Here is a 26,761-nt window from a genome sequence, read left to right on the forward strand (position 1 = left end):
CCCGTCATCCCGGCCCCCGAGCCGGGATCTTGCTTGTTTCTGAACTGCCGCAAGAAAGGACGCCGGACCCCGGATCAAGTCCGGGGCGACGATGTTCTCTTTTCCAGCACCGCCACGATCTTGTCGGCATCTCCCTCACCCGAAATACCGTGATAGCCGCGCTCATCCACCCGCAGGATATGCTGCGGATTCTGCTTCACCGCCTTGTCGTAGCGCTTCTTCGGAGAACCCGTCGCCATGATATCGGCGATGACCCCGCCGTTGCGAAGACTGGCCAACAGCTCGATCGCATCCGCCATGCCGGCATCGTTCTCGACCAGAACCATGGCTTCGAGAGGGTCCGGAGCCCGTTCCCCCACCAGCATCGCCAGCCGCTCGATCCCGGCGGCCCAGCCGACCGCGGGCGTCGGCGGACCACCCAGCGATTCCATCAACCCGTCGTAGCGACCGCCGCCCAGCACCGTGCTCTGGCTGCCAAGCGCGGCGGCGGCTGCGCTGCCCTCGTCGGGCACGAATTCGAAGGCGGTGTGGCGGTAATAGTCGAGCCCGCGCACCAGGCTTTCGGCGCGCACCCATTTCACTCCTGCCGCATCCAGACCGCTGGTGACCTGCGCGAAGAACGCCAGCGCCTCGTCGGACAGAAAGGCGTCGATCTTCGGCGCATCGGCGACGAAGGCGCGGTCGCGCGAATCCTTGGAGTCGAGGATGCGCAGCGGGTTCTTCTCCAACCGCTCCTGCGAATCCTCGCTCAGTTCGCCCTTCACGGCGCGGAAATGCGTCACCAGCGCGGCGCGCCAGGCGTCGCGGCTGTCGGCATCGCCCAGCGTGTTGAGCTGCAGCGTCACACCGCTGATCCCCAGCTCTCTCAGCAGCTGGTCGGCCATCGCCAGCAGCTCGACATCGGCCTGCGGTTCGCCTGCGCCAATGATCTCGGCGTCGATCTGGTGGAACTGGCGATAGCGGCCCTTCTGCGGGCGCTCGTAGCGGAACAGCGGGCCGTGGGTGGCGAGCTTGAGCGGGGCGTGCTGCTGCCAGCCGTTGGTGAGGTAGGCGCGCGCGATCCCGGCGGTGAATTCGGGCCGCAGTGTGAGCGAATCGCCGCCGCGATCCTCGAAGGAATACATCTCCTTGGAGACGATGTCGGTGGTTTCGCCGATCGAGCGGGCGAACACCTCGGTTTTTTCGAACACCGGCATTTCGGCGCGGCGGAAGCGGTAGAGCTTGCGGACCCGCTCGAAGGTCTCGACCACGAAGGCGAAGGCTTCGGCATCGGGCCCGAAGATGTCCTGCGTGCCGCGGATCGCGCCGGGAGTCTTGGGGGGAGTGTTTGAGGATGTTTTCGCCATGGCGCGCGATTAGGCGGCGATTGGTTCTTTCGCAATCCCGCTGCGCCCGCTAGAGGCGCGGCGTTTCAGCAGCCATGTCGGCTGGGCGGCGGCTCCGGCCCACTCCCCCTCCCAGCCACCCGCGAAGGTGCCGGTCGCGCGACCGGGTGGCTCAAGCTGCGAGTGGGCCGGTACCGAAGCGAGTAGAACCATGCGTATCGACAAGATTGCCACCGGCGAGAACGTGCCCGACAACCTCAATGTCATCATCGAGGTGCCGACCGGCGGCGAGCCGGTGAAATACGAATTCGACAAGGCCTCGGGCGCGCTGTTCGTCGACCGCATCCTCCACACCCCGATGCGCTATCCGGCCAATTACGGCTTCATCCCGCACACGCTCTCGCCCGATGGCGATCCGCTCGACGCGCTGGTGATCGCGCGCAGCCCCTTCATCCCGGGCTGCGTGGTGCGCGCCCGGCCGATCGGCGTGCTCAATCTGGAAGACGAGCACGGCGGCGACGAGAAGCTGATCTGCGTGCCGGTCGACACCACCTTCCCCTATTATTCGGATGTCGCCGAAACCAAGGATCTGCCCTCGATCATCTTCGAGCAGATCGAGCACTTCTTCACCCACTACAAGGATCTCGAGAAGGAGAAGTGGGTGCGGGTCGGCAAGTGGGGCGATGCCGCCGAAGCCAAGCGGATCGTGCTGGAATCGGTCGAGCGCGCCACCGCAGCGGCCAAGCAGGACAGCGCCGACTAGGTAAACCTGCGGCTATTCGACCGGGCGGGACGAATCGAGCAGGTCCTGCTCGCCCGCTCCCGCCGCGCGTTCGGCATCGACCATCTGCGCGACTTCGTCGGTGGGGCGCAGATCTTCGTGCGGAGGCGCAGGGTTCGCGGGCGCGTCGGTAGGCGGGGCAGCACGGGGTGCATCCCGGTCGCGCCGGGTATCGTTGATGTTCTCGAACGGCACCGTCGCCGAGCGCGGATCGAGGCGCAGGCGGTAGATCGGCTCGGGCATGGCGAAGCCGCCCGCTTCGAGCGCCTGCTTGACCGCAAGGATCATCAGGCTCTGCGCCTTGAACCAGTCGCTCTCGTTCTGGTCGACCCAGCCCAGGAAGCGGATCACGACATTGGAATCGCCCACTTCGACAATCCGCGCCTCGGGAGGGGGGTCTTTCAACACGAAGGGCAGCGTGGCCAGCGTATCGCGGCCCAGCATCCGCGCGGCGCCGGCATCGTCATCGGCATCGACACCCAGATCGAACTCGAATCGACGCTGCGGATTGCGGGTGAAATTGATGATCACCGCCTTGAACACCTGCGAGTTGGGGATGCGCAGATGGTTGCCGTCCAGCGTCATCAGCACGGTCGCACGGCTGGTCAGGCGGATCACACGGCCCTGCAGATCGCCAATTTGCACCAGTTCGTTGGCGCGGAACGGCTGGCGCAGGCTGAGCATCAGCGAGGCCACGTAATTCTCGATCGTCTCGCGCATCGCGAAACCCAGCGCGACCCCGACCAGCCCCGCGCCACCCAGCACCGCGCCCATCAGCGCGCCCGCGCCGATCATGTCGAGCGCGATCACCACGCCCACCACCACCGCGACGAAGCGGATCGCGCTGGCGATCAGCTCGGCAAGGAAGGGATTGGGCGCGATGCGGCGCCACAGACCGGTGAGCCCGGCGAGCAGATAGCCCAGCAGGATGATCACCAGCGCCACGGTGAAGGCAATGGCGAGCAGCGGCAGCATTCTCGCCAGACCGTCGATCCGATCGCCGATGCTCGTCAGGCCACCCAGCGAGGCATCGACCGAGACATCGCGCTCGATCGCATTCTCCACCGTCACCACCCCCGAGACGCGCCCGGCAATCGCTTGGGCGCGGGCGATGTCGCCCTCGTCCGGGACCGTACCCGAAAGCGCGACCACGCCCTGATTGGCGGCGACATCGACGGCAGCAAAGGCGGGCAGCTCGCGGAAGATACCGCGAATCCGCGCCGCGATGCGCGCGTCCGAACCGCTGTCCTGCGTATCGTCGATGGTCTGCGCCGGTGCTTCGGCCGCGGGCGCTTCGGGCGCCTCCAGCCCCGGAATCACAGCGCTGGCCGCGCTGGCCGCGCTCGCCGGGAGCAGAAGCAGTAGCGCGAAGAGCAGCGTCGGCAGGCGCGAGATCATTCGCCCGCCACCGTCATCCCGTCCACGCGCAGGGTCGGCACGTTGACCGCATGGAGCATCTCGAGGTCGTTTGCGGGCACCAGCGCGCGGAACATGGCAAGCAGATTGCCCGCGATGGTGATCTCGGCCACGGGGCCTACGATCCGGCCATCGATAATGCGGAAGCCGTTGGCGCCGCGACTGTAGTCGCCTGTGATCATGTTCACACCCTGGCCGAAGACGCTGGTGATCAGCACGCCATCCTCGATATCGGCGATCAGTTCGTCACGCGACATTGTGCCGGGCGCGAGATGGATGTTGCTGGCCGAGACCCCCGGCGAGCCTCCCCCGCCGCGCGCGGCATGGCCGCTGAGCGGCGCATCGAGCTGGCGCGCCGAGGCGGAATTGGTCAGCCAGCCGAAGATGCGCCCGTTCTCGACCAGCGCGCGCGGCACGGTGGGCAGGCCCTCGCCGTCGAAGGGGCGCGAGCGCAGCCCGCGCAGGCGGTGCGGATCCTCGAGGATGCGGATCGCCGGATCGAACAGCTCGTCGTCTTCCTTGCCTAGCAGGAAGCTGGATTTGCGCGCCACCGCAGGCCCGCTCATCGCGCCCAGCAGATGGCCGATCAGCCCGCCGCCGACGCGCGGGTCGAACACCACCGGGAGCGGCCCGCTGGGCATCGAGACCGGGTCGAGCTTGGCGACGGTGCGCCGCCCCGCCTCGGCGCCGATGCTGGCCGGAGTGGGCAGATCGGCGCGATGGCGCGCGGTGCGATAATCGTAATCGGTCTGCATCCGGTTGCCCTCGCCCGCGACGACGCTGGCCGACAGACTGTGCCCGGTCGCCTCGTAGCCGCGCGCGAAGCCATGCGAAGTGACCAGCGCAGCAACCGATTGCGAGAAGCTGGCGCTGCCGCCGTTGGAATTGGTCACGCCGGTGACCGCGCGCGCCGCATCCTCGGCCTCGAGCGCGGCTTCGCGCAAGGTTTCGGGGGATGGTTCGTGGGAGTCGCGCATGTCGAAATCGGGGATCTCGCCGGTGAACAGGCGGTCCTGCGGCGCGAGGCCCGAATACGAATCTTCGGGAGCGAGCCGCGCCATGGTCAGCGCCCGCTCGGCCAGCTCCTCGAAGCTGGCGCGGGAGAAATCGCTGGTCTGGATCGAGGCTGAGCGCTGCCCGACCATGACCCGCAGGCCGATCGATTCGCCCTCCGAACGCTCGACCTCCTCCAGCTTGCCCAGCCGGATCGCGACGCTTTCGGAAGCCTCGGCGCGGGTGACCGCATCGGCGGCGTCGGCGCCCAGCCGGCGGGCGGTCTCGACCAGATCGGCGCAGCGCGCGATCGCTGTTTCGGCGTCGATCATGGATTGCGGGTTCCGGAAGCTGTCATGCCCGTCCGGGTAGGTCGGCGCGCCGCGCTTGGCAATTCCCGCCGGGTAGTGGCCCCGGCAGGCGCGGTCAGAACATCGTCTTGAACAATGCCGTCAGCAGCACCGGCAGGCCGATCGCCAGCACCCACAGCGCGATCTGGTCGCGGCGGTAAGCACCGCTGAGCTGCGGGTCGTGCGCGTCGCCATCGGCCAGATTGAGCCAGCGGCGCTCGAACCAGCGGCAGCCGGGGATGACCGCGCCGACGAGGAAGACCAGCGCGACATAGGGCAGGATCGAAGAAAAACCCGCTTTGAGCGCGTTGACCGTCATGAAGATCTGCAGGCCGGTGTAGACGATCAGCGCCAGCGCGACATTGTCGCTCATCGCCTTGCGCCAGTCGCGTGCCTGCGCCCATTCGTGCGCCGGCCGTCCGTGCGCCGGATCGTGGCTTGTGATCTGCGTGCTGACCTTGTGGTCGTGCGCGCGGCTCTCGATCGCCCTGTTCATCGGTGCGACTCCCTTTTTTTCCTGTCCCGCCGCGATTTATTCCAGATTTCCGCAAGGGGCGCAAGTTATGGCGCCGGAGGCGGGCCGGTGCCGACACGAAATTGCGCGGTCAGGCCCTCACCCCGGTGGAGCGTGGTCGGTATCCTGCCAAACGCATGCCGCGCACGACCAGCGGGGTTTTCACTGTCGCCCCGCATGCTAAAGCCGCCCCATGGCCGACACCGCCCCCCCTGCCCTAGAACCCGACCACCTCGCCGAGGAAGCCGCGGTCGAGGCCGCGCCGCCGCTGCCAAACGGCGGGCTCGAGGTCGTGTCGATCGCCAAGAGCTACGACAAGACCGTGGTGCTGTCGGATATCTCGCTGACCGTGGCCAAGGGCGAGGTGCTGGGCCTGCTCGGCCCAAACGGCGCGGGCAAGACCACCTGCTTTTATTCGATCATGGGTCTGGTGCGCCCCGATACCGGGCGCATCCTGATGGATGGCGAGGATGTCACCCGGCTGCCGATGTACCGCCGCGCGATCCTGGGCCTGGGCTATCTGCCGCAGGAAACCAGCATCTTTCGCGGGATGACGGTTGAACAGAACATCGCCTGCGTGCTCGAGATGGTCGAGCCCGATCGCGAGGTCCGCGCCTCGGAGCTCGACCGGCTGCTCGACGAATTCGGGCTCACCCGGCTCCGGGCCAGCCCCGCGATGGCGCTGTCGGGCGGCGAACGGCGCCGCTGCGAGATCGCCCGCGCGCTCGCGGCCAAGCCCTCGATCATGCTGCTCGACGAGCCCTTTGCCGGGATCGATCCGCTCTCGATCAACGACATTCGCGATCTGATCAAGGATCTCAAGACTCGCGGGATCGGGGTGCTGATCACCGATCACAACGTGCGCGAGACGCTCGAAATCGTCGATCGCGCCTGCATCATCTACGGCGGCCAGGTGCTGTTCGCGGGCACCCCCGAAGCGCTGGTCGCGGACGAGAACGTGCGCCGGCTTTATCTCGGCGAGGGCTTCACCCTGTGAGCGCATCATCGCCCCTTGAGCCTTAGGATGCACAATTGGCCCTGAGCCCGCGTCTCGATCTGCGCCAGACGCAGTCGCTGGTGATGACGCCGCAATTGCAGCAGGCGATCAAGCTGCTGGCACTGTCCAATCTCGAGATCGAAACCTTCGTCGGCGAGGCGCTGGAGAGCAATCCGCTGCTCGAGATGGGCGAGACCAGCCACGAGCGCGGCGACAATGAAGAAGTCGCGACCGAACCGAGCGAACACGACAGCGATGGCGGTTTCGACGGCACCGAGGCGCTCGATATCGCGCCCGGCACGCTCGATCCCGACGCCGCGCCGGGCGATCTGGGCGATTGGGGCCGCGCGGCGAGTTCGGGGGGGATGTCCGACGAAGGCATCCCCGATCTGGAAAACCGCGCCAATGGCGAGCCGACGCTGGCCGAATATCTCGCCGACCAGATCGGCGCGGTCGCGCATGACGAGCGCGAAGCCTTCGTCGCGGCGCGGCTGATCGGCGAGCTCGACGAGGCGGGCTATTTCACCGGGGATCTGCATGCGCTCGCGGGCGAACTGGGGATCGCGCTGGCCGAGGTCGAGCGCGCGCTCGAACTGATCCAGGCGCTCGATCCCACCGGGGTGGGCGCGCGAACCTTAAGCGAATGCCTGGCGCTGCAGGCTCGTGAGGCCGACCGCTACGATCCGTGCATGGCGCGGCTGATCGACAATCTCGATCTGGTCGCAGGCGGCGAATTCGCGCGGCTCAAGCGGATGTGCGAGGTCGACGACGAGGATTTCGCCGACATGCTCGCCGAATTGCGTAGCTACGACCCCAAGCCCGGCTGCCGCTTCGGCGGGGCCGCGCAGTCCTCGGTGGTGCCCGATGTGCTGATCGCCCCGGATGGCGCGGACGGCTGGACGATCCGGATCAACGAGGCGAGCCTGCCGCGGCTGGTGGTCAATCGCGAGTATTTCCTCGAATTGAAGGGCGGTGCGCGCGACAAGCAGTCGCAGTCCTGGCTCAACGAACAATTGTCGGAAGCCGACTGGCTGATCCGCGCGCTCGACCAGCGGCAGAAGACCATCCTCAAGACCGCCGCCGAGATCGTGAAGCGCCAGGAAGGCTTTTTCCGGCGCGGGGTGGCGGCGATGAAGCCGCTGACCTTGCGCGAAGTGGCCGAGGTGATCGAAATGCACGAAAGCACGGTCAGCCGGGTGACCAGCAACAAATACCTCTCCTGCCCGCGCGGCACCTTCGAGCTGAAATATTTCTTCTCCAGCGGAGTCGCGGCGGCCGATGGCGAAGGCGCCTCCTCCGAAGCGATCAAGGCCCGCATCCGGACGCTGTGCGACGGCGAGGATACCAAATCGGTGCTGTCCGACCAGAAGCTGGTCGATCTGCTCAAGGGCGAAGGCTTCGACCTCGCCCGCCGCACCGTGGCCAAATATCGCGAGGCGATCGGCATCGGCTCGAGCGCGCAGCGGCGCCGCGCGAAGAAGCTGGCAAACTACTAGTCGAGCCTGCCCCCCGGCGCCTCCGGGGGTTTGCACAGCCATCAAACCGCCTGTTTTTACAACTAGAGCAAGCTGAACGCTGCGAAAAAGTTAACGCGCTTTACCCCTCGTTAACCTTTTCCGTTCAGAGCTTGTGTGGTTAATAAGGCGCAACACACCTTACCGACAGGTTGCGAAATCTTTGGGGTCAAGCCGGGGGACCACCCATGCGTGTATTGCTGATCGAAGACGAGCCCACGACCGCCAAGGCGATCGAACTGATGCTCACCACCGAGGGCTTCAACGTCTACCAGACCGATCTGGGCGAAGAAGGCCTCGATCTGGGCAAGCTGTATGATTACGACATCATCCTGCTCGATCTCAACCTGCCCGACATGCATGGTTACGACGTGCTCAAGAAACTGCGCGTCGCCAAGGTGCAGACCCCGGTGCTGATTCTTTCCGGCGTCGCCGAGATGGATTCCAAGATCCGCAGCTTCGGCTTCGGCGCCGACGACTACGTCACCAAGCCGTTCCACCGCGAGGAACTGGTCGCCCGGATCCACGCCGTGGTGCGCCGCTCCAAGGGCCACAGCCAGTCGGTCATCCGCACCGGCAAGCTGGCAGTGAACCTCGATGCCAAGACCGTCGAGGTCGATGGCGCGCGGGTCCATCTGACCGGCAAGGAATACGCGATGCTCGAGCTGCTTTCACTCCGCAAGGGCACCACGCTGACCAAGGAAATGTTCCTCAACCACCTCTATGGCGGGATGGACGAACCCGAACTCAAGATTATCGATGTCTTCATCTGCAAGCTGCGCAAGAAGCTGAGCCATGCCTGCGCCGGCGAGAACTACATCGAGACCGTCTGGGGCCGCGGCTATGTGCTGCGCGATCCCGAGGAAGCTGTCGAAGCGGCCTGATCCGCCGCTGGCTCCGCACCGTTATTTTCGTCTCCTGGACGACAACAGACGCCCGGGGCCTTTCGGTCTCGGGCGTTTCCCGTTAACGGCGCGCGCATGACGGCATTCAAGGAAGGCGACCCGACCACGCTGAAGCGGCTTTACGGCCGTTCGATCGGCAAGCCGCTGCGCACGCACCAACAGGGCCTGGTGGACAATCTGCTGCCGCGGATCGCGGTGCCCGACGACGGCCCGGTCACCGCCGAGCGTTTGTTCGGGACGGATCGCCCGCTGCATTTCGAGATCGGCTTCGGCGGCGGCGAGCATCTCGCCTACCGCGCCGACCTGCTGCCCGACCACGGCTTCATCGGCGCTGAGCCCTATATGAACGGGGTGGCGCAGGCGCTGGCGCAGATCGAGGAGCAGAAGCTGGGCAATATCCGGCTGCACGACGGCAATGCGCTCGAAGTGCTAGAACGGGTCCCCGATGGCGCGCTGACGATGCTCTACCTGCTCCACCCCGACCCCTGGCCCAAGAACAAGCACGCCAAGCGGCGGATGATGAACGACGGCCCGGTGCAGATGATCGCCGACAAGCTCAAACCCGGCGGCGAATTCCGCTTCGGCACCGATCACGCGATCTATCTGCGCCACGCGCTGATGGTGATGCGGCGGTTTACCCACGTTTTCGAATGGGTGACCGACGGACCGACAAGCTGGCAGCAGCGGCCCGCTGGCTGGCCCGAAACCCGCTACGAGAAGAAGGCCCGCGACGTGTTCGAACACGAGGTCTGGTACTTCCGATTCCGGCGACGCTGATCTATCTGTTTTTCGCACAAAACCATCGTTTTTCCGTGCGTTGCTTACTCCACCATTTTCGATCTTTCGCCACGAATTCCGCTTGCGTGATTGCCAGGTGATTGCCAGTGTGGGACACGAGGTACCGAGATGGCGACGGGAAAAATCAGCAAGCGCACGGTCGATGCTTTGCATCCTTCGAAGACGAACCAGTTTCTCTGGGATGCCGGCCTGAAAGGGTTTGGAGCAAAGATCACGCCAGCTGGCGCAATTTCCTATGTGCTTCAGTTCCGAATGGGCGGCCGCGAGGCAAGCACGCGCCGCTACACCATTGGCCCGCATGGCTCACCGTGGACACCGACCACGGCTCGACTGGAGGCGGAACGGCTCCTGATCCTGATCGCCCAAGGCGTGGATCCGGTTGATGCGGACAGGAAGAGGCGGCGCGAAGCAGTCGATCTCGCCTTCGACAACTACGCGTCGCATTTCGCACGCTCGTGCAAGGGAGAGGGCTGGAGCCGCATCGTCGAAAGGGTGATCCGGCTTCACCTCAAACCGGTCCTGCGCGGCAAGCCGCTACCCTCCATCGTCAGAGCCGACATCGTTGCGGTTCTCGATCAGATGCCAGTCGATCAAATCGCCAATCGCCGCAATGTGTTCGCAGTCATGCGCCGCCTGTTCCGATGGGCAGTCAGCCGCGGAGACCTGGATCGCAGTCCGATGGAAGGGATGGAAACACCGCCGCCGGTCAGACCGAGGGATCGTTGGCTGACCGATGAGGAACTGCGGCTCATCTGGAAGGCTACACCACAATGCCGCCCCTGTTTTGGACCGATTGTGCGTCTCCTGATCACCACGGGTCAGCGCCGAGAAGAAGTCTCGGGGATGGATTGGCTGGAACTCGACAGGACCGAGAGGTTCTGGACGCTTCCCGGTTCACGAACAAAAAATGGTGAGCCGAACAGCATCCCGCTAAATGAACTCGCGATCGCCGAACTCGACAAACAGGCCGGGGCCACGACCTGGCCGCGAAAGGGCCGGATTTTTGCGACCCGGAGTGGGGCCGGATTTTCAGGCTATGCGAAGGGCAAACTGAAGCTTGATGGTCTGGTCAGAGGCGCTGAGGGCGAACCGCTCCCGCCATGGCGACTTCATGACCTCAGGAGGACTGTAGCGACGAACTTCCAGAGGCTGGGAGTGAGATTCGAAGTAACCGAAGCTGTGCTTAACCATGTGAGTGGTTCGCGCGCGGGAGTAGCGGGTGTATACCAACGGCATGACTGGAAAGAAGAGAAAATACAAGCCCTTAACGATTGGAATAATCATCTGAAGAAATTATTGCCACGAGGACATCTCTATTTATAATGGGATGCCCAAGGTCGCTTCCAGACCAACTCTGTGTCCGCCGTCAGCACCCATGGCACAGATTTGGGGTTGTGATTTAAGGAGGGTTTGGGTCTCGTCGTAGTGACGAAGGAACGAAGATGAAACCCAAATCCTCCAATACAAAATCGCGCGCCAAGGCTCCTGCGGAAGCGGTGGTGAAGGATATCCGGCGGGCCACCCGGCGGCATTTCTCGGCAGAGGACAAGATCAGGATCGTGCTGGATGGCTTGCGCGGCGATGACAGTATCGCTGAGCTGTGCCGCAAAGAGGGCATCGCCCAGAGCCTGTATTACGTATGGTCGAAGGAGTTCATGGAAGCTGGCAAGCGCCGCCTGGCGGGTGATACTGCCCGTGCGGCGACGACCGACGAGGTGAAGGATCTGCGGCGTGAGTCCCGCGATCTCAAGGAATGCGTGGCTGATCTGACGCTGGAGAACCGGTTGCTTAAAAAAAGCATGCTGGCGGATGGGGGCGACCACGCATGAGGTATCCCGCCACCGAGAAGCTGGAGATCATCAGGCTGGTCGAGCAATCGCACCTGCCAGCGAAGCGGACGCTGGATCAGCTCGGCATCCCGCGACGGACCTTTTACCGCTGGTATGACCGATACCGAGATGGCGGGCCGGAGGGGCTTGCCGATCGGCCATCGGTGCCGGGCCGGGTGTGGAACCGTATCCCGTCCGGGATCCAGGACCAGATCATCGAGCTGGCGCTGGAGCAGTCCGAGCTGAGCCCACGGGAGTTGACCGTGCGGTTCACCGACGAGAAGCGCTACTTCGTATCGGAGGCCACGGTTTACCGCCTGCTCAAGGCTCACGACCTGATCACCAGCCCCGCCTACGTGGTGATCAAGGCGGCGGATCGCTTCCACACCCAGACGACCCGGGTGAACGAGATGTGGCAGACGGACTTTACCTACTTCAAGATCATCGGATGGGGTTGGATGTATCTATCGACGGTGCTGGATGATTACTCGCGCTACATTATCGCCTGGAAGCTGTGCAGCACGATGCGGGCCGAAGACGTCACCGACACGCTGGGTATGGCCTTGGCTGCGTCGGGCTGCGACCGGGCGCACGTTCGGCATCGCCCACGCCTGCTCTCGGACAACGGCCCCAGCTACATCGCCGACGAACTGGCGGACTACATCAAGGCGAACGCCATGAGCCATGTGCGCGGCGCTCCGTTCCACCCGCAGACGCAAGGCAAGATCGAGCGCTGGCACCAGACCCTGAAGAACCGCATCCTGCTAGAAAATTACTTCCTGCCAGGCGATCTGGAAACCCAGATCGAGGCGTTCGTCGAGCACTACAACCACCAGCGTTATCACGAGAGCCTGGACAATGTGACGCCCGCCGACGCATACTTCGGCCGCGCCGCAGCCCTCCTAGGATCAGGACCCATTAAAGGGATTCCCAGCGGCTCGATAATCTGATTCAATGGCAGCGCTAAGGTGGCGTTGTCATGAGTGATCTGATCTGGTTGTCGGCGGCGCAGATGCGCCGAATCGAGCCGTATTTCCCGCTGTCGCATGGAGTGCCGCGGGTCGATGATCGTCGGATCATTAGCGGGATCATCTTTGTGATCAGGAACGGGTTGCGCTGGCGTGATGCGCCGCGCGAGTATGGTCCGCACAAAACGATCTACAACCGGTTCATCCGCTGGAGCCGGATGGGCGTGTTCAACAAGATCTTTGCCGCATTGGCTGCGAGGGGCGGCAAGCCGGATCAGCTGATGATCGATGCCACGCATCTCAAGGCTCACCGAACAGCTGCCAGCCTCTTAAAAAAGGGGCTCTTCCCAGACGTATCGGACGCACCAAGGGCGGTCTGAACTCAAAGCTTCATGCGGTCTGCGATGGTCAGGGGCGACCTCTGATCATGCTCCTGAGCGAAGGTCAGATGAGCGACTTCAAGGGGGCTGCGCTGATGCTCGATGCCTTCCCCAGGGCCAAGGCCCTGCTCGGCGATAAAGGCTATGATGCTGACTGGTTCCGCGCTGCTCTTGCCGACCGTGGGATCACCGCTTGCATCCCGTCAAAAGCCAATCGGAGGGTGCATATCCCGCACGATCGCACACTCTATCGCCAGCGCCACAGGGTCGAGAACATGTTCGGCAAACTGAAGGACTGGCGCCGCATCCACACCCGATACGACCGCTGCGCCCACACCTTCATGTCCGCAATCTGTATCGCTGCAACCGTCATCTTCTGGCTCGATCAATGAGTCCTGAGCCTAAAACAGCGAGAAAGGATCAAACGACAGACCATCGAATATCGGCGCTCGCAGCACCGCAGGATCGCCGCCTAAACATCAAACCCCAGACGAGGCCCACGCTCCGCTAATTTACGCCACGAGTTGTGCCAAATGTTCTGACGACGGACAGATGCTCGACGCGATATCTGACCTCAAGCTCTGAGCACAGAAACCACCTGAAGCCATGCCAGTCCCTCCGAACGCCGTCCCAGCCTGAACGAACGTCAACTTTCGGGATCGGCTCGCGACCTCTCGAATGACCGAGATTGGGGCGCAGAGCCGACATGAACCTGCTGAAGGGTCGCTGTGATCCGTCTTCATGCTACGCGGCGCAAGCCTCCTACCACAAAATCTCGCCCCAGCCTTAGCCCCACCGGATCAACGCTGTGCCCCAGTCCAATGGAGATGTGTGTCTACACCTCAACCCCGAGCCGTTTGAGCTGGCTCCGAGGCCTCGAATTCTTTGCCGATGCGTCGGTTTCGGTTGATCCAGGCGAGGAAACGCTCGACGACCCAGCGCCTCGGCTGAACCGCAAAGCCGACCTGATCAGGTTTACGGCTAACGATCTCGACGGCGATCGATTTGGCGTTCGCGACTGTATCTCCGGCATAGCCGCTGTCTGCGAACAGCTTTTCGACGAACGGGAAGGATGACCGCGATTGCTTGAGCAAAGGGACCGCTCCGTCGCGATCTTGGATCCCGGCCTCGTGCGGTTCGAGCATGAGACCGCGACCGTCCGTGTCGACCAGCGCGTGGCGCTTCCTGTCCTTGATCTTCTTACCCGCGTCATAGCCTCTTGGCCCGGCGCTTTCGGTCGTCTTGACGCTCTGGCTGTCGATAATAGCGGCGCTCGGGCTCGCCTCGCGCCCCACTCGCTCGCGGTCCTCCATCACCAGATAATGGCTGCAGTCGGACGCCCCAGGCGCAAATTGAACTTACCTACAGCAAACAAAATGCTAGCCGCAGCGCACACGAATATCAGCGGTGTCGGATGTGGGGAACGGCGTCTTAGAAGGACGTCGTTGGCATTTTTTATGGACATGGCCGGTTCGCGCGCCGGCAACGTCGGCTCGGTAATGCGTGGCTCTTCCAGTTGCATCGTGGGTCTCATCTAGCCAGCCGGTTTGTCACGGGGCTTGGACGGGATGCCGATCCCGCAGCGATGTCGCGCCCCGGGCCGCATCCACCGAGCTCATGTTGAACAGCGGTAGCCTATTGCTGGCCTAACGCAGCAGCGACCATCGCTTCGGCCTTGCTGTAGGGCGCGTAGAACGCGTCAATGTGATCGGGCTCGTCCCCTCTGACCACGATGCCTCGTGGATTGGAGAATTCCCTAAAGCCTTCGATCCCGTGATGCCTGCCCATGCCGCTGTTGCCGCTGCCGCCGAAAGCGAGCGAAGGCAGGCCCCCCTGAAGTGCGCATGTGTTGACCGCGGCGCCGCCGGAACTCGTCCCGGAGAGGACGCGATCCGTCTGCTCGGGGTCGCTACCGAACACATAAAGCCCCAAAGGCCGTTCGCCGGAATTTATGTGGGCAATGGCGTCCTCCAGATCATCGTAGGGCACGACAGGCAAGAGCGGCCCGAAGATCTCCTCACGCATCATCTGCAGATCTGCCGGCGGGTTTATGATGAGCGAAATCGGCATCCGGCGCGTTTCGCGATCAATGGTTCCATCATCTTCGAGTTGGATGATCTCGACTTGGCGCTCTTCAGCCTCCGAGAGCATTCCCTCAATGCGACTCAGGTGGCGATCGCTGATAATGCCTGTGCAATCATCACTCTTGGAATAGTCGGGCGCTGCCCGATCCATGAACTTGCGCGCCTCCTGAACGAACCCGTCAACATCGTCTCGCGGAACAAGCGCGTAGTCAACGCTGATGCACATTTGCCCGTTTTTGATCAGCTTGGTGCCGATTATGGACTCGATGTTCTTTGCGTTGATCGACCCTGGCGTCAGGACGGCAGGACACTTGCCGCCGAGTTCCAAGGTGACCGGCGTGAGGTTCTGGGCTGCCGCAGCCATGACCTGTCGGCCGACGTCCGGGCTCCCGGTGTAGAGGAGATGGTCGAAAGGTGTCGCAGCGAATGCGCGCGAAAGTTCAAGACCACCCGTTGTCACATGGACCAGATTAGGGTCGTAGGTCGCCTTGACCATCTCGGCGACCAGTTCCGCACACGCAGGGGCGAATTCCGAAGGTTTGATGATGACCCGATTGCCGGCCCCCAGCATTTCGGCAAGCGGTCCGAGTGCGATGTCGATCGGGAAGTTCCAAGGCACGATGTTGCCTACCACGCCTTTCGGCTCATGCCGAATGAAGGCCTTGGAATCCGATAGTGCGGCGGGGTCGATTTCGCGCGATATGGGTGCCATCCACCTCTCGAGGTTCTCGAGCACGAATTGGGCGCGACCCACGATGCCGAGCATCTCGATGAGATCCGACGCGCCTGCGGGATGGTGCCCAAAGTCACTGGATAGGGCCTCGCGGATACGGGCCCTATTGCCCACCAGCATTCCCATCAGCGCCTGGATGCGCTCTGAGCGAACGGCCAGCGTGGGATATCGTTCGGCAGCGAACGCCTTGCGCTGGTCGGCAAACGCGGTTCGCAATCCCTTCAGAGCCGACCCATCGTCATTTACCGAGGATACCGTTGCGACCTGTTCGGTTTGTGTCAGTATGGACATCGATCGCTCTCCTAGCTGGTCTGATCGGCCATGGCGGCCATCTGTTTCGCGAGTTCGGTGCGCTCTTCACGCACAGTCTCGGGGTCGTCGACGACCTGGCGATGAAATTCTCGCAGGTCTTCTGGAACATACCAGTGCAGGCGATCACTCGCATAAGCCTGCCAGACGGTATCAGCCACTTCAGCAGGTTGGACCAGCCGCCACATCCCTTCCTCGGGCGCCATCGCACGCATTCCATCCGAAAGGATCGGCGTGTCGATGAGACCGGGCAGAAGGTCGGCAGCCCGGATGTCATGACGTTTGAGTTCAATGGACAACGCTTCGACTAGCCCACGCACCGCATGCTTCGTCGCGGAATAGATCCCGATGCCGGCGGTCCCCCAGATCGCCGACGAGGATGCGTTCACGAGACACAGGGAATTGGGCGTCTCCTTCAGCAACGGCATCGCTGCCCTGATGCCGATCATCACACCCAGGAAATTAACGTTCACGACTTGCATGATCTCGTCCCATGCCATCTCGTCGAACATTCCGCCGGTTCCCGTTATTCCGGCATTGGAGAACATCAGGTCGAGGTTGCCACCAGAGGCAAACCCGAACGCTTCCACCGCTTCCTGGAACGCCGCGGCATCCGTTACGTCAAGCGTCCGGAAGATCCCTTTTTCAGCACCGATCTCGACCTTGAGTGTATCCAGTCCATCTTGGGCAATATCGAAAGCCCCCACAAACCACCCTTCGCGGGCGAACTTCATAGCAGTCGCCCGGCCCATGCCGGATCCCGCCCCGGTGATGAAGATCGATTTGCACGCATCTGACGAAGCCATCACGTATTCTCCTTTTTCGGCGTTGAGCCTCCGTCAAGTTCCAGACCTTCGAATTCGCCGTTCGCACGCCAATCCTTCAGGATTTCAATAAAGGCCAATGGCCCTCCACCGAAGGGCATGCTCCTTGCTGCGAGATCGAGCCTCCCGCCCTCATTGTTGTAATATCCCGGAGTGCAGGCTTCGAGGAACTCGATCCGATCGCCGCTGAGTTCGACGATCTTGTCCGTCCATTCCTCTTCGGCTGATGCAGAGGCTTCGACACGCTTGATGCCGCGCTCCAAGCATTCCTGAACGATATGTGCCAAGTGCTCAGATTGGACCGACAGCATGTGCGGAAAATTCACCGACATCCCTGACTGTGCTTGGCTGATAAAAAAGATGTTCGGAAACCCGCGGGCATGCAACCCATGGAAGGTCGACATTCCCTCGCTCCATTTCTCCGGGAGAGTTAGTCCATCGACTCCGCGAAGATCGAAACCTGCACGTTTGGCGAAATCGGATGCGACTTCGAATCCGGTCGCATAGATGATGCAATCGACCTCGTGTTCCTCCCCGTCGACGACGAGACCCTTAATGGTTACTTTTTCAACGCCCAACCCCTGGGTGTCGACCAAGGTCACGTTTTCACGATTAAAAGTCGGTAGATACTCGTCATGGAAGCAAGGGCGCTTGCAGTATAGGCTGAACCATGGCTTCAAAGCCTCTGCGGTCTCTTTGTCGTCGACGATCGTCTCGATGCGCTCGCGTATCTGGACCATCTTTTCGTAATCGGCCTCCTCCAGCAGTTTTGCTGCTTCGGAAACCGGTCGTCCAGCAGCGAGCTTTCCGCGCACGGCGTTAGCAAGAACCGTCCAGCCGTCATCCACCTCGTTTTCGATGTCGAGACGATCGGTGAACTGAGCTGTGAAACTTTCGATCCTGCGCTTCTGCCAGCCTGGCGTCAGGTTGGACGCCCACTCAGGGTCAGTCGGAGCGTTGTTCCGGGCATCGACCGAGGATGGTGTGCGCTGGAAGACGTAAAGATGCTCGGCGTCCCTGGCGGTGGGCGGAACGCATTGAATGGCCGTCGCCCCCGTCCCGATGATGGCCACCCGTTTGTCTGAAAGATTCGTCATCGGTTCCGTCGCACTACCGCCGGTGTAATTATAGTCCCAACGACTGGTATGAAACGAGTGCCCTTTGAAGTCTTCGATACCCTGAATTGCCGGCAGTTTGGGCTTATTCAGCGGCCCGGTGGTCAATACCACGAAGCGGGCGCCGATGTTGTCGTTGCGGTTGGTCTCAATCCGCCACATGCAGGTTTCTTCGTGCCATATGACCGATGTCACCTGGGTAGAAAAAAGGGCGAGATCGTAGAGCCCGAAATGCTTGGCGATGCGCTGCGAATGTTCGCGTATCTCGGCAGCCTTGGAATACCGTTCCTTGGGCATGTAGTCGGTCTCTTCCAACAACGGGAAATAGACATACGACTCCACATCGCATGCCGCGCCGGGATAACGGTTCCAATACCAAGTTCCGCCGACATCCCCGCCGACCTCGATGATGCGTATGCGCTCGACGCCTGCTTCGCGCAGCCGGGCCGCCGTCATCAGACCGCCGAAGCCTCCGCCGACAATGAGGACGTCGACCTCATCGTCCACTGGGTCGCGGGAAATGGCATCGGCGTAAGGATCGTCGAGCATCTGCGTGAAATCGGCGCGCATATCGCGATACGAACGAGGCGACTTGCTGGGATCACGACGACCGCGTTCCAGACTGTATCGCTCCTTCAGCGCCTCAATATCTATGGCCTGCGCAGTCGCAGTCACTTGGTCAGTCATTACCATTCCTCTCCGGCGGGCTGGATTCTACGATCCTTCGCCCTTTGGACTGCCACGTTTATTTTTCTAGTGCAAGTTAGAATTATCAATCCAGCGTCCTGCCTTGTATGGATAGGCAGACCGGTTAGTGACAGACGAATGAAACCAATCGCAAGCGATACTGACAAGATTCCAGCCGATGCGACTGCCGCCAAACCAGTCGCCAGCAGCGCGAAATCCGTGCGCAAACGGCTGCAGATCGTGCGTGCTGCAACCGAGATTATAAACCGCAAGGGGTATGCGCTGGCGACAATGACAGAGATCGCCGCGAAGCTGGGTCTTCGCGACGCCACGCTCTACTATTATTACTCCAGCAAGCAGTCTCTGGCATACGCCTGCCATCTGGCATCGCTCCAACGCATCGAACGACTGCTCGACGAAGCCGAAACAAGCGACGGCTCAGGCCTTCAACAACTGCGCCTATACATCCACAGCTTGTTGGAGGACGGCGCCAAGAACGGATCGCAGCTATACGTCGGGGATTACTCCTACCTTGAGGATAGCGAACGTGACGAGATCGCGACCCGAGCAAGCAAACTGGAAAGCCGGATCGAGCAGATCCTGCAAAGCGGCGTTTGCGATGGATCCATCGTGCCCTGCGATGCTCGCCTCGTTTCGCAACTGATCATTGGGATGCTGATCTGGCTGGCACGATGGACCTGGAGCGTGGAGAACATAACTGTGGACGGCCTGATGCAGGCGATCGGTGTGGCGAGCCTCGATGGGCTTGAGAAGAAATAGGCCAACCGAGTAGAGCGAAGGCTTGGGGCGGCGCCCTCAGTTCCCGCTTAAACGCCGCCTATCCAGTTCCCGCAGATTGGCTTCGTGTTCGGCACGGTCAATCTTGTAGATCGAGATCACGGCGATCATGCACAACCAGATCACGAGAATGGTGGGGACATAGTAAGCCCCAAGGCGCCATAGGGTATCCGCCGCCACCTCGCCTTGCTGAGCGTCAGCGGGAAATGCCGATAGGGACAGCACGAAGGAACCCGCGAGCAGCCCGAGGCCCAACACGCTCTTTTTCACGAAGGTGACGGCCGCGAAGAAGACGCCTTCTGAACGGCGTCCAGTGCGAAGCTCAGCATGCTCCACCAGGTCAGCGATCATCGAGACAATCAAAATCTGGAAACAGATCACCAGAGCCGTATCGACCGTGTTGGCGATCAGGACGAACCAGAAAATGAAGGGGTCGTCGTTCCCCGGAAGCACATCGATGAGCCGCAGGAAGATGGGCAATGGGGACCCTATGAAAGCGACAAGACCGATGATCATGGCACCGCGCTTCTTACCCATACGCCGCGATACGATCGGGGCGATCACGGATCCGATGGCCGCAGAGACGAAGACACCTGTAACAATGACGCCGATCTGGATTGGGCTGAACCCCCAGAAATAGGTCGTGAAGTAGAACGCGAGCGACGCTGAAAGCCCGGTCGCCACGGCGCCGAGCATCGCTCCGGCGAACAAGGCGAAGAAGGACCGGCTCGCTAGCGTTTGACGCATTTCCCTGAATATCCCGACAACGGACATCTTGGTCTTATTCGGCGTTGGCGGCGTGGGTTTGGCGATCCGCGAATGCGTGCCGATCGAACACACCGCGATGGCCGCGAATATCAAGACCGCCGCGAGGACGCCGTAGAGAGCGTAGGCATCGCGGTTGAACTGACCGGTGGAGATCGTAGCGGTTACCGACGCGGGAAAGATGACGAAGAACATCAGGACCGTCATCACGTTGCCGCCTGCCCATCCGAAAAAGAGCCGCAGGCTGGCGATGGACGACCGCTCGTCGTAATCCACACTCAACTCCGGAGTGATTGCTGCAGCCGGGGTTTCGAAGAAGGTTATGAAGGTGCGAATTAGAATGGAAAGCGCGAGCAGATACCAGAACAGTTGTTCCTGGTTCCATGCCAACGGGGGGTTCCATATGAGGAGATAGGTTACCGATACCGGGACTGCCGCGGCATACATGAACGGATGACGCCTGCCCCAACGCGAACGCAGATTGTCGGACCAGTATCCTACGATGGGATCACTGACCGCATCGAACAGCAAAGCGATCGTTACGGCCAGCCCGACAAGACGGGCGTCCAGGCCGATCACTTGCGAATAGAAGATTAGCAGGAAGTAATTGAACCCCGTCTCCGTCACGCCGGAAGCGACGGATCCGAAACCGTAAGCCGCCTTCATCGCACCGGACGGCTTATCCAACGCCGCTGACGAAGGGACCCCAGATGTGAGGGTGACTTCGGAGGCTTCGCTCAGGGGCGGGACAAATTGGGTCATCAAACGCGCTTCCCCGTAATCTTTGCCGAGCCTAAAAATGGCGGGCGCGCTTGGGGCGCGCCCGCCAGGCTCCAGAAGTCAGAATTTGAAGCGCACGGTTCCGCCATATGTGCGGGGAGTGTTTGTATACCCGAACACGCTGCCGGCTTGACCGACGCCATCGAAGATAGCCGTCAGGTAACGATCATTGGTTAGATTGCGGACATACGCACCGAGCTCGATGCCGTTGTCGAGCCGCAGATTGGCCGAAAGGTTCACCTCGTTCACTTCACGGGTGAACTGCCTGCCCACCGCGATGGCTGCATCGAAATTCGGCACACCGCCGACGCTCGTAATGAACCCCGGCAAGCCTTGCGAAACCTGGGTGCGGCTCTCGTATTGGAAGTCTCCACGCAAAACCAGCTGCGCAGTGCCGATGTCTTGCGTGAAAGTAGCGCCGGCGGAAACCGATATGGGCGATACTCCGGCGACTTCCTGACCCGAGATGTCCCCGACAGCCGAATTCAGGAAGGAATCGAATTTGGCATCGAGATACGTGATCGCCGCGAACAACGTTATAGGCTCGACTGGAGTTACGGTGCCGTCGAACTCGAAACCCTTGGTCGACTGACTGCCCGCATTGCTCAGAACGAAGCCCGTGCCGGTGAACACGTTCCCTTGAAACCCTTCGATCGTCTGATCGAAAAGCGCCAGGTTAAAAGTGACCAGCGGGAAATTGCCCTTCACGCCAATTTCGTAGACTTCGGATTGCTCAGGTCCTGCAAACCGGGTGCCAGTGGTCAGGTTGGCCACCGCCAGCCCCGCGTCGCGGATCGGAGACGACGCTGGAGCCGGAAAGGCTGCCGAAGAACCAGGTATGAAATCCGCCGCAAAAGGTCTGGAGTCGCGGCTGAGGTTGAACGAACTGGCCTTAAAGCCGGTCGCATACGTCGCATAGAAGTTGATGCTGTCCGTAGCCTTATAGGCAGCACGCAGGGTATATGCGAGATCGTCATCGTCGGTTCGACCATCTTCCACCGCATTCGGAAATTGCAGGAAAGGTGGCAGGAACTGAAGGGCTCGCAGACCAAGCAATGGATTGAACTGCGGATTGGCTGCTACTTGAGCCGGCACGCCGATCGCTCTGCCGAGCGCAACCAGATCGATGGCTGAGAACGAATCAGTGGTGACAACGTTGGACACCACTTCCTTCTCGTCATGGGTGTAGTTGAGACCCACAGTGAATGTCAGGCGATCGGTCAACTCGAGATCTGCGCTACCGAAGATCGAATAGGATTCATTCGAATAATCGAATTCATCGAATGTGCCGAGGCCAGCCTGACTGAAGGTCGCCCCGACCGGAAGCCCAAGGATGGCTTCCACCGTGTTCAACGCTCCGCCGCTCAAAATGTTGAAGTAAGGCCGCGCCCCGGGGCCGAAAACGACGTCGTTCTGAGCGTTGATGCTCTCGTCGAAGTAGAACCCGCCGACGAGAAAATTGAGGGGGCCGTCCAAGTCGGATGCGATCCGCAGCTCCTGAGTGAACGTATCGATTTCGGTCGCAATATTGTTGCTGATCAGATCGACCGACGTAAAATCGCCATCATCGAAGCTGTTCGCGCGGAGTTCGCGATACGCCGTTATAGACGTCAGCGTGAAAGCGCCGATGTCGTAATCAATCTGAGCCGATCCGCCGTAATTTTCGATTTCGTTCTGCGGTGCACGGGTCAGCAGAATGCGGTCATCGAAGGGCGCTGTCGGGATAAGGGACTGACCACCGGCGATCGCGTTCAATGCCGGAGTAGTGGGGCCAGTCCGCACGTTGAAGCCAGCGCAGCAAAGATCGTCAATCTTGCTGTAGTCCCCGATCAGCCTGACCCGGAAGCCGTCGGTGGGTTCGAACAGGATCTGACCTCGAGCGCTCCAGCGATCCTTGTCGTTTATGCGCTGGTCAAGGTTCTCGACATCAACATATCCGTCACGCTGATTGATGCTTCCTGACAGGCTGAAAGCAATCGTTTCGGTAATCGGGCCCGTGATGTCCGCCTTGGCGACGATGGTATCGTAATTGCCATAGGTAATCGAAGCCGAGCCACCGAACTCGAACTGAGGCTCTTGCGTTATGATGCTGATGACACCCGCAGAAGCGTTCTTGCCGAACAACGTGGATTGTGGACCCCGAAGCACTTCGATGCGCTGGACGTTGGGCAAGTCGGCGATCTGAGCCGCAGAACGTGATCGGTAAACTCCGTCGATGAAGACGCCGACCGAAGGTTCGATCCCGGGATTGTTCGCTCCGTTGCCAAAACCGCGGATCGTGAACGTGGTGGCGGCAGCGTTTTGGCCCGTGCTCACACGGAGAGAGGGAACAAGAGATTGAAGGTCGGTCAAATCGCGGATCTGAGCTTGTTCGATGGTGTCTGCATCCGTCACCGAGACAGCGATCGGCGTCTCGGCGAGGGTGGTTTCCCGCTTAGAGGCCGTGACGATAATTACGTTCGACCGTTCGTTGGGGTTGTCGTCAAAAACGCCTTGGTCGTCACCAGAGATCTGATCTTCGGTGCTCTGCGCGTATGCCCCGCAGGGAACGCTCAATGCCACAATCGCTACCGCGCTCAGCAACGCTGACTTCTTCATGCCATTTCCTCTCCAAACCGCGGCGCTCTTCGACGCTCACGCAGGGGGCCAAATGGCACAACAGGTTTTCTAGCGCAAGTTAGAAAATCAAGCATGAATTTGAAATTATTGCTGCCACACTAGCTTTTTGAAAGCCCCGTTGCAGCAATGGATCCGGACGTTGGAAGCATATGCTTTCCCGCATATCGGGAACGTGCAGGTGCATGAGATCCTCGGCCCGATGACTCGGGGCGTGCTTGCTAAGATCTGGCTGGCGAGGCCCGAGACCACCCGGCGCGTTGGGCAGCGGATCGGGACGGTGCTCGATCGGGCCTAAGCCTCAAAGCATGAAGTTCTCAACAAAGTCATGCTGGGACTTGGCAAGCAGCAATGGAATCGAAGGTGCGCCGCTATCTGAAAATGGTCGCTCGTGCGGAGTGGCACCGCCGAGCGGACACGGCCTCTCCAGCTATTCTGATAGGCATCTGATCAACTGCGAGACCTTTTCCAGGCATTGCAAATGATAATGCCGGAATGCCTCATGACGATTGCCGCGCGATCCTCTCAAACTAGTCTCAATTTGTGCAAGTACCTGTTCTGCCTCGCCAAGAACCTCTGGCTCATGCGATCTAACCCGATGAACTCGCTCGCTAATTCGCTGGACCAATTTCACAAGAAACCCGTTTCCAGTGCCAGCCGCGAGGGACGAAAATGCCATTGCGACACGATCGGAATACTCGTTCCCGGTAGGAAAGGCGCTGGTTGGAATCAACGAGCGGCAGTCCAAGTTTATTGCCATCTCAAGCAGGGCAGCATTGACGTTGAGAATATCCCGCAATTCCTGCTCGGTCATGCGCGGCACCCGAAATCCTTCACCGGGAGTCAGGTCGACAAGGCCCTCTCCCACCAATTGATTGAGACAGTCCCTCACTGGCGTCATGCTAACACCGAAATCCTCGGCCAGCCGCATGGCCTCAAGCTTGGAACCTGCCGGCCAGGCTCCATCCAGCAGGGCCTGTTTCAAACGACGATAGGTCGGCTCGAGAACATGGGCCGGACTCATGGTCTTGCGCGCCTGGCCTCAGCAAATTCGCGGACGGCTGCGCGCTGGTCAGGTCGTAACGCGTCGGTGGCTTGGGGGAAATCGGGCACACCGTCGCGCAGCAGGATCGAGGGACACTGCCCCTCGAAGTTTCCCAGATTGGGTCGGTGCAGGCTATAGCCTGCAAGCTCTGCAAGCTCGGGCGGAAATCCGCGCGCCACTTCAGGCGGATAGGCGAGCCAGTGGTTCTCGTAGGGTTTGAGCCAGCCAAGGCTGTAGCCGATCACAACTGCCCGGCGTACATCCTGCGTCTCATTTGGTCCCGCTCCATGGACAGTCGAGCCTAGAAAGCAGATTGCATCGCCGGGCTGGCATTCGGAGATGATCGGCGCACCAAGCTGATCTAGGGCCTCGATCGTTTGTCGGTGGGTACCCGGATAGATCTTCGTGGCACCGTTCAAGGCGGTGAAAGGCGTCAGGGGCCAAATGACATTGAGCAAATACTCATGCTTACCCTTTTCGCCGGCCCACATGTCATGGTCGCAGTGGGGGAACTGTTCGATCTCGCCCGGGTGAATGGCAATGGCCTGGGCGACATTGAGCTGAATGCGCTCGCAGGCAGTGCTCAGGATTTCCCGCGCCAGTGCAAGGATGAGAGGTTGAAGGACAAGGTCTCCGGCCCAGTGGGAGCGGCGCAGGAGACTGCCGAAGCGTTTTGTTCGGTAACCATAGAATTCGCCGCTGCCGAAGGGGGCGGCCGCGTAGGCCTCTTCCAGATCCGCGTCGAGCGCTTCAATGCTGGCCCGCGGCAGCGCGTCGGGAATGATACAATAGCCCTCATCTAGGAGCTCAGCCAGCCACGGGCCACCCGCCGCCCCGGTCATGCCGCGAGTTCCAGTTTCGGTCCGGCAACACGGTAGGATGCCTGCAGGTAAACACCGCCACGCGAAAGGTCTTCGGCCGTATCGCGGTCAATCCCGATTTCCAGCGCGACAAGATTTTCACTGCCGATCCTGCTGCCCGGCCCAAGTGCACGGCATCGCCACCCGAAATTCGAAATCTGGTCGAACCACCCCCTTGTTGCGACCGCAGTATACCCTGAAATCCCGTAGGCTCGGGCATGATCGACGAGGGCAGTTACGAGTTGATTGCGCGCCAGGCGCCGTTCGATGCGCGTGAGAGTCGGTTCAATGCAGAAGCGCGTGATCTCTCGCAGGTCATCGCCCACCGGGACAGGCCCATAGCATAGAACGGGGAACAGGCCTCCAAGGATATGAGATCTGTCGGTCCGCAGCAAGCGCGCGGACGCCCGGTGAGCGCCGCACTCACCAGTCAGAACTATATAGACCGCCTCAGGGGTATCGAACTGATCGATCTCATAGGCATCGTCCAGAATGGGAACCTCCCATTTGAGTAGATCGACGAAGACACGTTTCCTGGCGTCGAACATAGCGCGCAGCACCGGATCGCAGATCGCGATCCGGTGGTTTTCTGAAGAGTTCTGCATTGTTGCTGCCTGTGACTGATGGAACAGGCAGCAACTGACCGATTTGCGGCGGTGCCGAAATACCAAGAACTGGGGATAGGCCAGAGCCGGAACCTGCCGGACCGCAGCGCTGGCTCTGTCTCTGGCTTCCGCCTCAGTCCCAATCACGCCAATGCATGATATCGGCAAAGCCAATCAGGCCATCGAACAGAGCGGCGACGACAAGGGATTGCTTGCAGTGGACCTGGTAGCGCTCGCGGGCCATTTTGAGATGCTGGACAACGGTCTCGGTGCCGATTCCCAAAATTATCGCGATTTCGGCGGACGTCTTGCCCCGCGCCACCCAAACAAGGCATTCGCGCTGGCGGTCGGTCAGCACCGGTGCCGCTTCATCCTGGTGAGCAGGGCCCAGGGCGAGAGCACAATTAAGCGCGAGCGTTCCGGCCATTTCGGCAATTGCAAGCTGCGGCCTCGGCAGGTCCCTGTCCGGACACACCGCGAAAGTGCACGTGCCCCGCGCCAATCCAGGAAGATGCCTTGGAATGGTGAAGCCATCGCCGATCCCGCATTCCCTGCCGATAGCGAGCATCTGCCGGTCTCCCCGGGTGAGCGGTGTCAGTTGCTCCAGCGTTTCCCACGCAAACCCGATAAAGCTCTTGTCGCAAGCCCTTCGAACTGGATCCTTTCCCGCAAGCCCGAAGCCATCATAGACCTTTGCCCATTCCTCCGGATAGTCGTGCACAAGCAGGCCCGGTTTCTCCTGCGACACCGAGCGCACCACACCTGCCCGA

22 protein-coding genes and 2 pseudogenes are annotated in these 26,761 nt (G+C 61.2%); 10 read left to right on the top strand and 14 right to left on the bottom strand.

Annotated features, from left to right (window positions below; all coding sequences use genetic code 11):
* Nucleotides 1-74 precede the first annotated feature (74 nt).
* Complete coding sequence (gene hisS, locus A9995_RS04195) at nt 75-1,346, bottom strand: histidine--tRNA ligase (RefSeq protein ID WP_067609675.1); 1,272 nt, start codon at nt 1,344-1,346, stop codon at nt 75-77.
* Between the two features lie 190 nt (nt 1,347-1,536).
* Here hisS and ppa point away from each other — a divergent pair, with 190 nt between their 5' ends.
* The gene (gene ppa / locus A9995_RS04200) at nt 1,537-2,088 is read left to right on the top strand and encodes an inorganic diphosphatase (protein ID WP_067609677.1); all 552 of its coding nucleotides are present in this window, start codon (nt 1,537-1,539) and stop codon (nt 2,086-2,088) included.
* A 12-nt stretch (nt 2,089-2,100) separates the two neighbouring features.
* Here the strand turns inward: ppa and A9995_RS04205 are convergent, their stop codons facing one another.
* From A9995_RS04205 to A9995_RS04215, 3 genes are all read right to left on the bottom strand, one after another.
* The gene (locus tag A9995_RS04205) at nt 2,101-3,504 is read right to left on the bottom strand and encodes a mechanosensitive ion channel domain-containing protein (RefSeq protein WP_067609679.1); all 1,404 of its coding nucleotides are present in this window, start codon (nt 3,502-3,504) and stop codon (nt 2,101-2,103) included.
* Entirely contained in the window at nt 3,501-4,847 is a 1,347-nt protein-coding gene (locus A9995_RS04210) for a TldD/PmbA family protein (RefSeq protein ID WP_067609681.1), read from the bottom strand. Before A9995_RS04210 ends, A9995_RS04205 begins: the two co-directional genes overlap by 4 nt.
* A 94-nt stretch (nt 4,848-4,941) precedes the next feature.
* Nucleotides 4,942-5,361, bottom strand: a complete 420-nt coding sequence (locus A9995_RS04215) for a hypothetical protein (RefSeq protein WP_082992473.1) — start codon at nt 5,359-5,361, stop codon at nt 4,942-4,944.
* 211 nt (nt 5,362-5,572) lie between these two features.
* Here A9995_RS04215 and lptB point away from each other — a divergent pair, with 211 nt between their 5' ends.
* The 7 genes and pseudogenes from lptB (at nt 5,573) to A9995_RS15910 (ending at nt 13,162) form a co-directional block, all read left to right on the top strand.
* Nucleotides 5,573-6,376: an LPS export ABC transporter ATP-binding protein gene (gene lptB / locus A9995_RS04220; protein WP_067609683.1), complete on the top strand. Its 804-nt coding sequence runs from the start codon at nt 5,573-5,575 to the stop codon at nt 6,374-6,376.
* 35 nt (nt 6,377-6,411) lie between these two features.
* Nucleotides 6,412-7,872, top strand: a complete 1,461-nt coding sequence (gene rpoN / locus A9995_RS04225) for an RNA polymerase factor sigma-54 (RefSeq protein ID WP_067609685.1) — start codon at nt 6,412-6,414, stop codon at nt 7,870-7,872.
* A 206-nt stretch (nt 7,873-8,078) separates the two neighbouring features.
* Nucleotides 8,079-8,774, top strand: a complete 696-nt coding sequence (gene ctrA / locus A9995_RS04230) for a response regulator transcription factor CtrA (protein ID WP_067609687.1) — start codon at nt 8,079-8,081, stop codon at nt 8,772-8,774.
* Between the two features lie 96 nt (nt 8,775-8,870).
* Nucleotides 8,871-9,572 (top strand): tRNA (guanosine(46)-N(7))-methyltransferase TrmB, encoded by a 702-nt coding sequence (locus tag A9995_RS04235; RefSeq protein ID WP_067609689.1) that lies wholly within the window; start codon nt 8,871-8,873, stop codon nt 9,570-9,572.
* Between the two features lie 129 nt (nt 9,573-9,701).
* Nucleotides 9,702-10,916, top strand: a complete 1,215-nt coding sequence (locus tag A9995_RS04240; protein WP_067609692.1) for an integrase family protein — start codon at nt 9,702-9,704, stop codon at nt 10,914-10,916.
* 119 nt (nt 10,917-11,035) lie between these two features.
* A pseudogene (locus A9995_RS04250) lies at nt 11,036-12,327 on the top strand (IS3 family transposase); the annotation flags it as partial.
* 74 nt (nt 12,328-12,401) lie between these two features.
* Nucleotides 12,402-13,162 (top strand): IS5 family transposase gene (locus A9995_RS15910; protein ID WP_145916798.1). Its coding sequence is split into 2 segments (ribosomal slippage): nt 12,402-12,735 and nt 12,735-13,162, totalling 762 coding nucleotides; the frame shifts between segments, so codons are not numbered across the junction.
* A gap of 450 nt (nt 13,163-13,612) precedes the next feature.
* On the opposite strand, the pseudogene A9995_RS04265 reads toward A9995_RS15910, so the two are convergent.
* From A9995_RS04265 to A9995_RS04280, 4 genes and pseudogenes are all read right to left on the bottom strand, one after another.
* Nucleotides 13,613-14,098, bottom strand: a pseudogene (locus tag A9995_RS04265) (transposase); the annotation flags it as partial.
* Between the two features lie 307 nt (nt 14,099-14,405).
* Nucleotides 14,406-15,878, bottom strand: a complete 1,473-nt coding sequence (locus A9995_RS04270; RefSeq protein WP_067609702.1) for an aldehyde dehydrogenase family protein — start codon at nt 15,876-15,878, stop codon at nt 14,406-14,408.
* 11 nt (nt 15,879-15,889) lie between these two features.
* Nucleotides 15,890-16,702 (bottom strand): SDR family oxidoreductase, encoded by an 813-nt coding sequence (locus A9995_RS04275; protein WP_067609704.1) that lies wholly within the window; start codon nt 16,700-16,702, stop codon nt 15,890-15,892.
* Nucleotides 16,702-18,522, bottom strand: a complete 1,821-nt coding sequence (locus tag A9995_RS04280; RefSeq protein WP_067609706.1) for an NAD(P)/FAD-dependent oxidoreductase — start codon at nt 18,520-18,522, stop codon at nt 16,702-16,704. Before A9995_RS04280 ends, A9995_RS04275 begins: the two co-directional genes overlap by 1 nt.
* 138 nt (nt 18,523-18,660) lie before the next feature.
* Between A9995_RS04280 and A9995_RS04285 the strand changes: the two genes are divergently transcribed.
* Complete coding sequence (locus tag A9995_RS04285) at nt 18,661-19,302, top strand: TetR/AcrR family transcriptional regulator (RefSeq protein WP_067609709.1); 642 nt, start codon at nt 18,661-18,663, stop codon at nt 19,300-19,302.
* A gap of 36 nt (nt 19,303-19,338) precedes the next feature.
* On the opposite strand, the gene A9995_RS04290 is transcribed toward A9995_RS04285, so the two are convergent.
* Together A9995_RS04290 and A9995_RS04295 are read right to left on the bottom strand one after the other, a co-directional pair.
* The gene (locus A9995_RS04290; RefSeq protein ID WP_082992474.1) at nt 19,339-20,847 is read right to left on the bottom strand and encodes an MFS transporter; all 1,509 of its coding nucleotides are present in this window, start codon (nt 20,845-20,847) and stop codon (nt 19,339-19,341) included.
* Nucleotides 20,848-20,925: 78 nt separating this feature from the next.
* The gene (locus tag A9995_RS04295) at nt 20,926-23,463 is read right to left on the bottom strand and encodes a TonB-dependent receptor (RefSeq protein ID WP_067609711.1); all 2,538 of its coding nucleotides are present in this window, start codon (nt 23,461-23,463) and stop codon (nt 20,926-20,928) included.
* A gap of 160 nt (nt 23,464-23,623) precedes the next feature.
* On the opposite strand from A9995_RS04295, the gene A9995_RS16520 reads away from it, so the two are divergent.
* Nucleotides 23,624-23,779: a hypothetical protein gene (locus tag A9995_RS16520; protein WP_199797212.1), complete on the top strand. Its 156-nt coding sequence runs from the start codon at nt 23,624-23,626 to the stop codon at nt 23,777-23,779.
* A gap of 132 nt (nt 23,780-23,911) precedes the next feature.
* Here A9995_RS16520 and A9995_RS04300 read toward each other — a convergent pair whose 3' ends face one another.
* From A9995_RS04300 to A9995_RS04315, 4 genes are read right to left on the bottom strand one after another with little or no spacing between them, the layout of a single operon-like run.
* Entirely contained in the window at nt 23,912-24,505 is a 594-nt protein-coding gene (locus A9995_RS04300) for a GntR family transcriptional regulator (protein ID WP_067609713.1), read from the bottom strand.
* On the bottom strand, nt 24,502-25,368 hold the full coding sequence (locus tag A9995_RS04305; protein ID WP_067609715.1) for a phytanoyl-CoA dioxygenase family protein: 867 nt from the start codon (nt 25,366-25,368) through the stop codon (nt 24,502-24,504). Before A9995_RS04305 ends, A9995_RS04300 begins: the two co-directional genes overlap by 4 nt.
* Nucleotides 25,365-26,138 carry an acyl-homoserine-lactone synthase gene (locus A9995_RS04310; RefSeq protein ID WP_233998079.1) on the bottom strand — a complete coding sequence of 258 codons (774 nt, stop codon included), beginning with the start codon at nt 26,136-26,138 and terminating at the stop codon, nt 25,365-25,367. The genes A9995_RS04305 and A9995_RS04310 overlap by 4 nt, the downstream gene beginning before the upstream one ends.
* Nucleotides 26,125-26,739, bottom strand: coding sequence for a LuxR family transcriptional regulator (locus tag A9995_RS04315; protein WP_233998080.1), 615 nt, complete (start codon nt 26,737-26,739; stop codon nt 26,125-26,127). Before A9995_RS04315 ends, A9995_RS04310 begins: the two co-directional genes overlap by 14 nt.
* Nucleotides 26,740-26,761 lie beyond the last annotated feature (22 nt).

Source organism: Erythrobacter sp. QSSC1-22B (assembly GCF_001678665.1).
Lineage (GTDB): Bacteria > Pseudomonadota > Alphaproteobacteria > Sphingomonadales > Sphingomonadaceae > Qipengyuania.

Bases quoted from the DNA above. Each gene is read 5' to 3' on its own strand.
- hisS (WP_067609675.1), bottom strand. From the start codon at position 1,346: ATGGCGAAAACATCCTCAAACACTCCCCCCAAGACTCCCGGCGCGATC.
- ppa (WP_067609677.1), top strand. From the start codon at position 1,537: ATGCGTATCGACAAGATTGCCACCGGCGAGAACGTGCCCGACAACCTC.
- A9995_RS04205 (WP_067609679.1), bottom strand. From the start codon at position 3,504: ATGATCTCGCGCCTGCCGACGCTGCTCTTCGCGCTACTGCTTCTGCTC.
- A9995_RS04210 (WP_067609681.1), bottom strand. From the start codon at position 4,847: ATGATCGACGCCGAAACAGCGATCGCGCGCTGCGCCGATCTGGTCGAG.
- A9995_RS04215 (WP_082992473.1), bottom strand. From the start codon at position 5,361: ATGAACAGGGCGATCGAGAGCCGCGCGCACGACCACAAGGTCAGCACG.
- lptB (WP_067609683.1), top strand. From the start codon at position 5,573: ATGGCCGACACCGCCCCCCCTGCCCTAGAACCCGACCACCTCGCCGAG.
- ctrA (WP_067609687.1), top strand. From the start codon at position 8,079: ATGCGTGTATTGCTGATCGAAGACGAGCCCACGACCGCCAAGGCGATC.
- A9995_RS04235 (WP_067609689.1), top strand. From the start codon at position 8,871: ATGACGGCATTCAAGGAAGGCGACCCGACCACGCTGAAGCGGCTTTAC.
- A9995_RS04240 (WP_067609692.1), top strand. From the start codon at position 9,702: ATGGCGACGGGAAAAATCAGCAAGCGCACGGTCGATGCTTTGCATCCT.
- A9995_RS04270 (WP_067609702.1), bottom strand. From the start codon at position 15,878: ATGTCCATACTGACACAAACCGAACAGGTCGCAACGGTATCCTCGGTA.
- A9995_RS04275 (WP_067609704.1), bottom strand. From the start codon at position 16,702: ATGGCTTCGTCAGATGCGTGCAAATCGATCTTCATCACCGGGGCGGGA.
- A9995_RS04280 (WP_067609706.1), bottom strand. From the start codon at position 18,522: ATGACTGACCAAGTGACTGCGACTGCGCAGGCCATAGATATTGAGGCG.
- A9995_RS04285 (WP_067609709.1), top strand. From the start codon at position 18,661: ATGAAACCAATCGCAAGCGATACTGACAAGATTCCAGCCGATGCGACT.
- A9995_RS04290 (WP_082992474.1), bottom strand. From the start codon at position 20,847: ATGACCCAATTTGTCCCGCCCCTGAGCGAAGCCTCCGAAGTCACCCTC.
- A9995_RS04295 (WP_067609711.1), bottom strand. From the start codon at position 23,463: ATGAAGAAGTCAGCGTTGCTGAGCGCGGTAGCGATTGTGGCATTGAGC.
- A9995_RS04300 (WP_067609713.1), bottom strand. From the start codon at position 24,505: ATGAGTCCGGCCCATGTTCTCGAGCCGACCTATCGTCGTTTGAAACAG.
- A9995_RS04305 (WP_067609715.1), bottom strand. From the start codon at position 25,368: ATGACCGGGGCGGCGGGTGGCCCGTGGCTGGCTGAGCTCCTAGATGAG.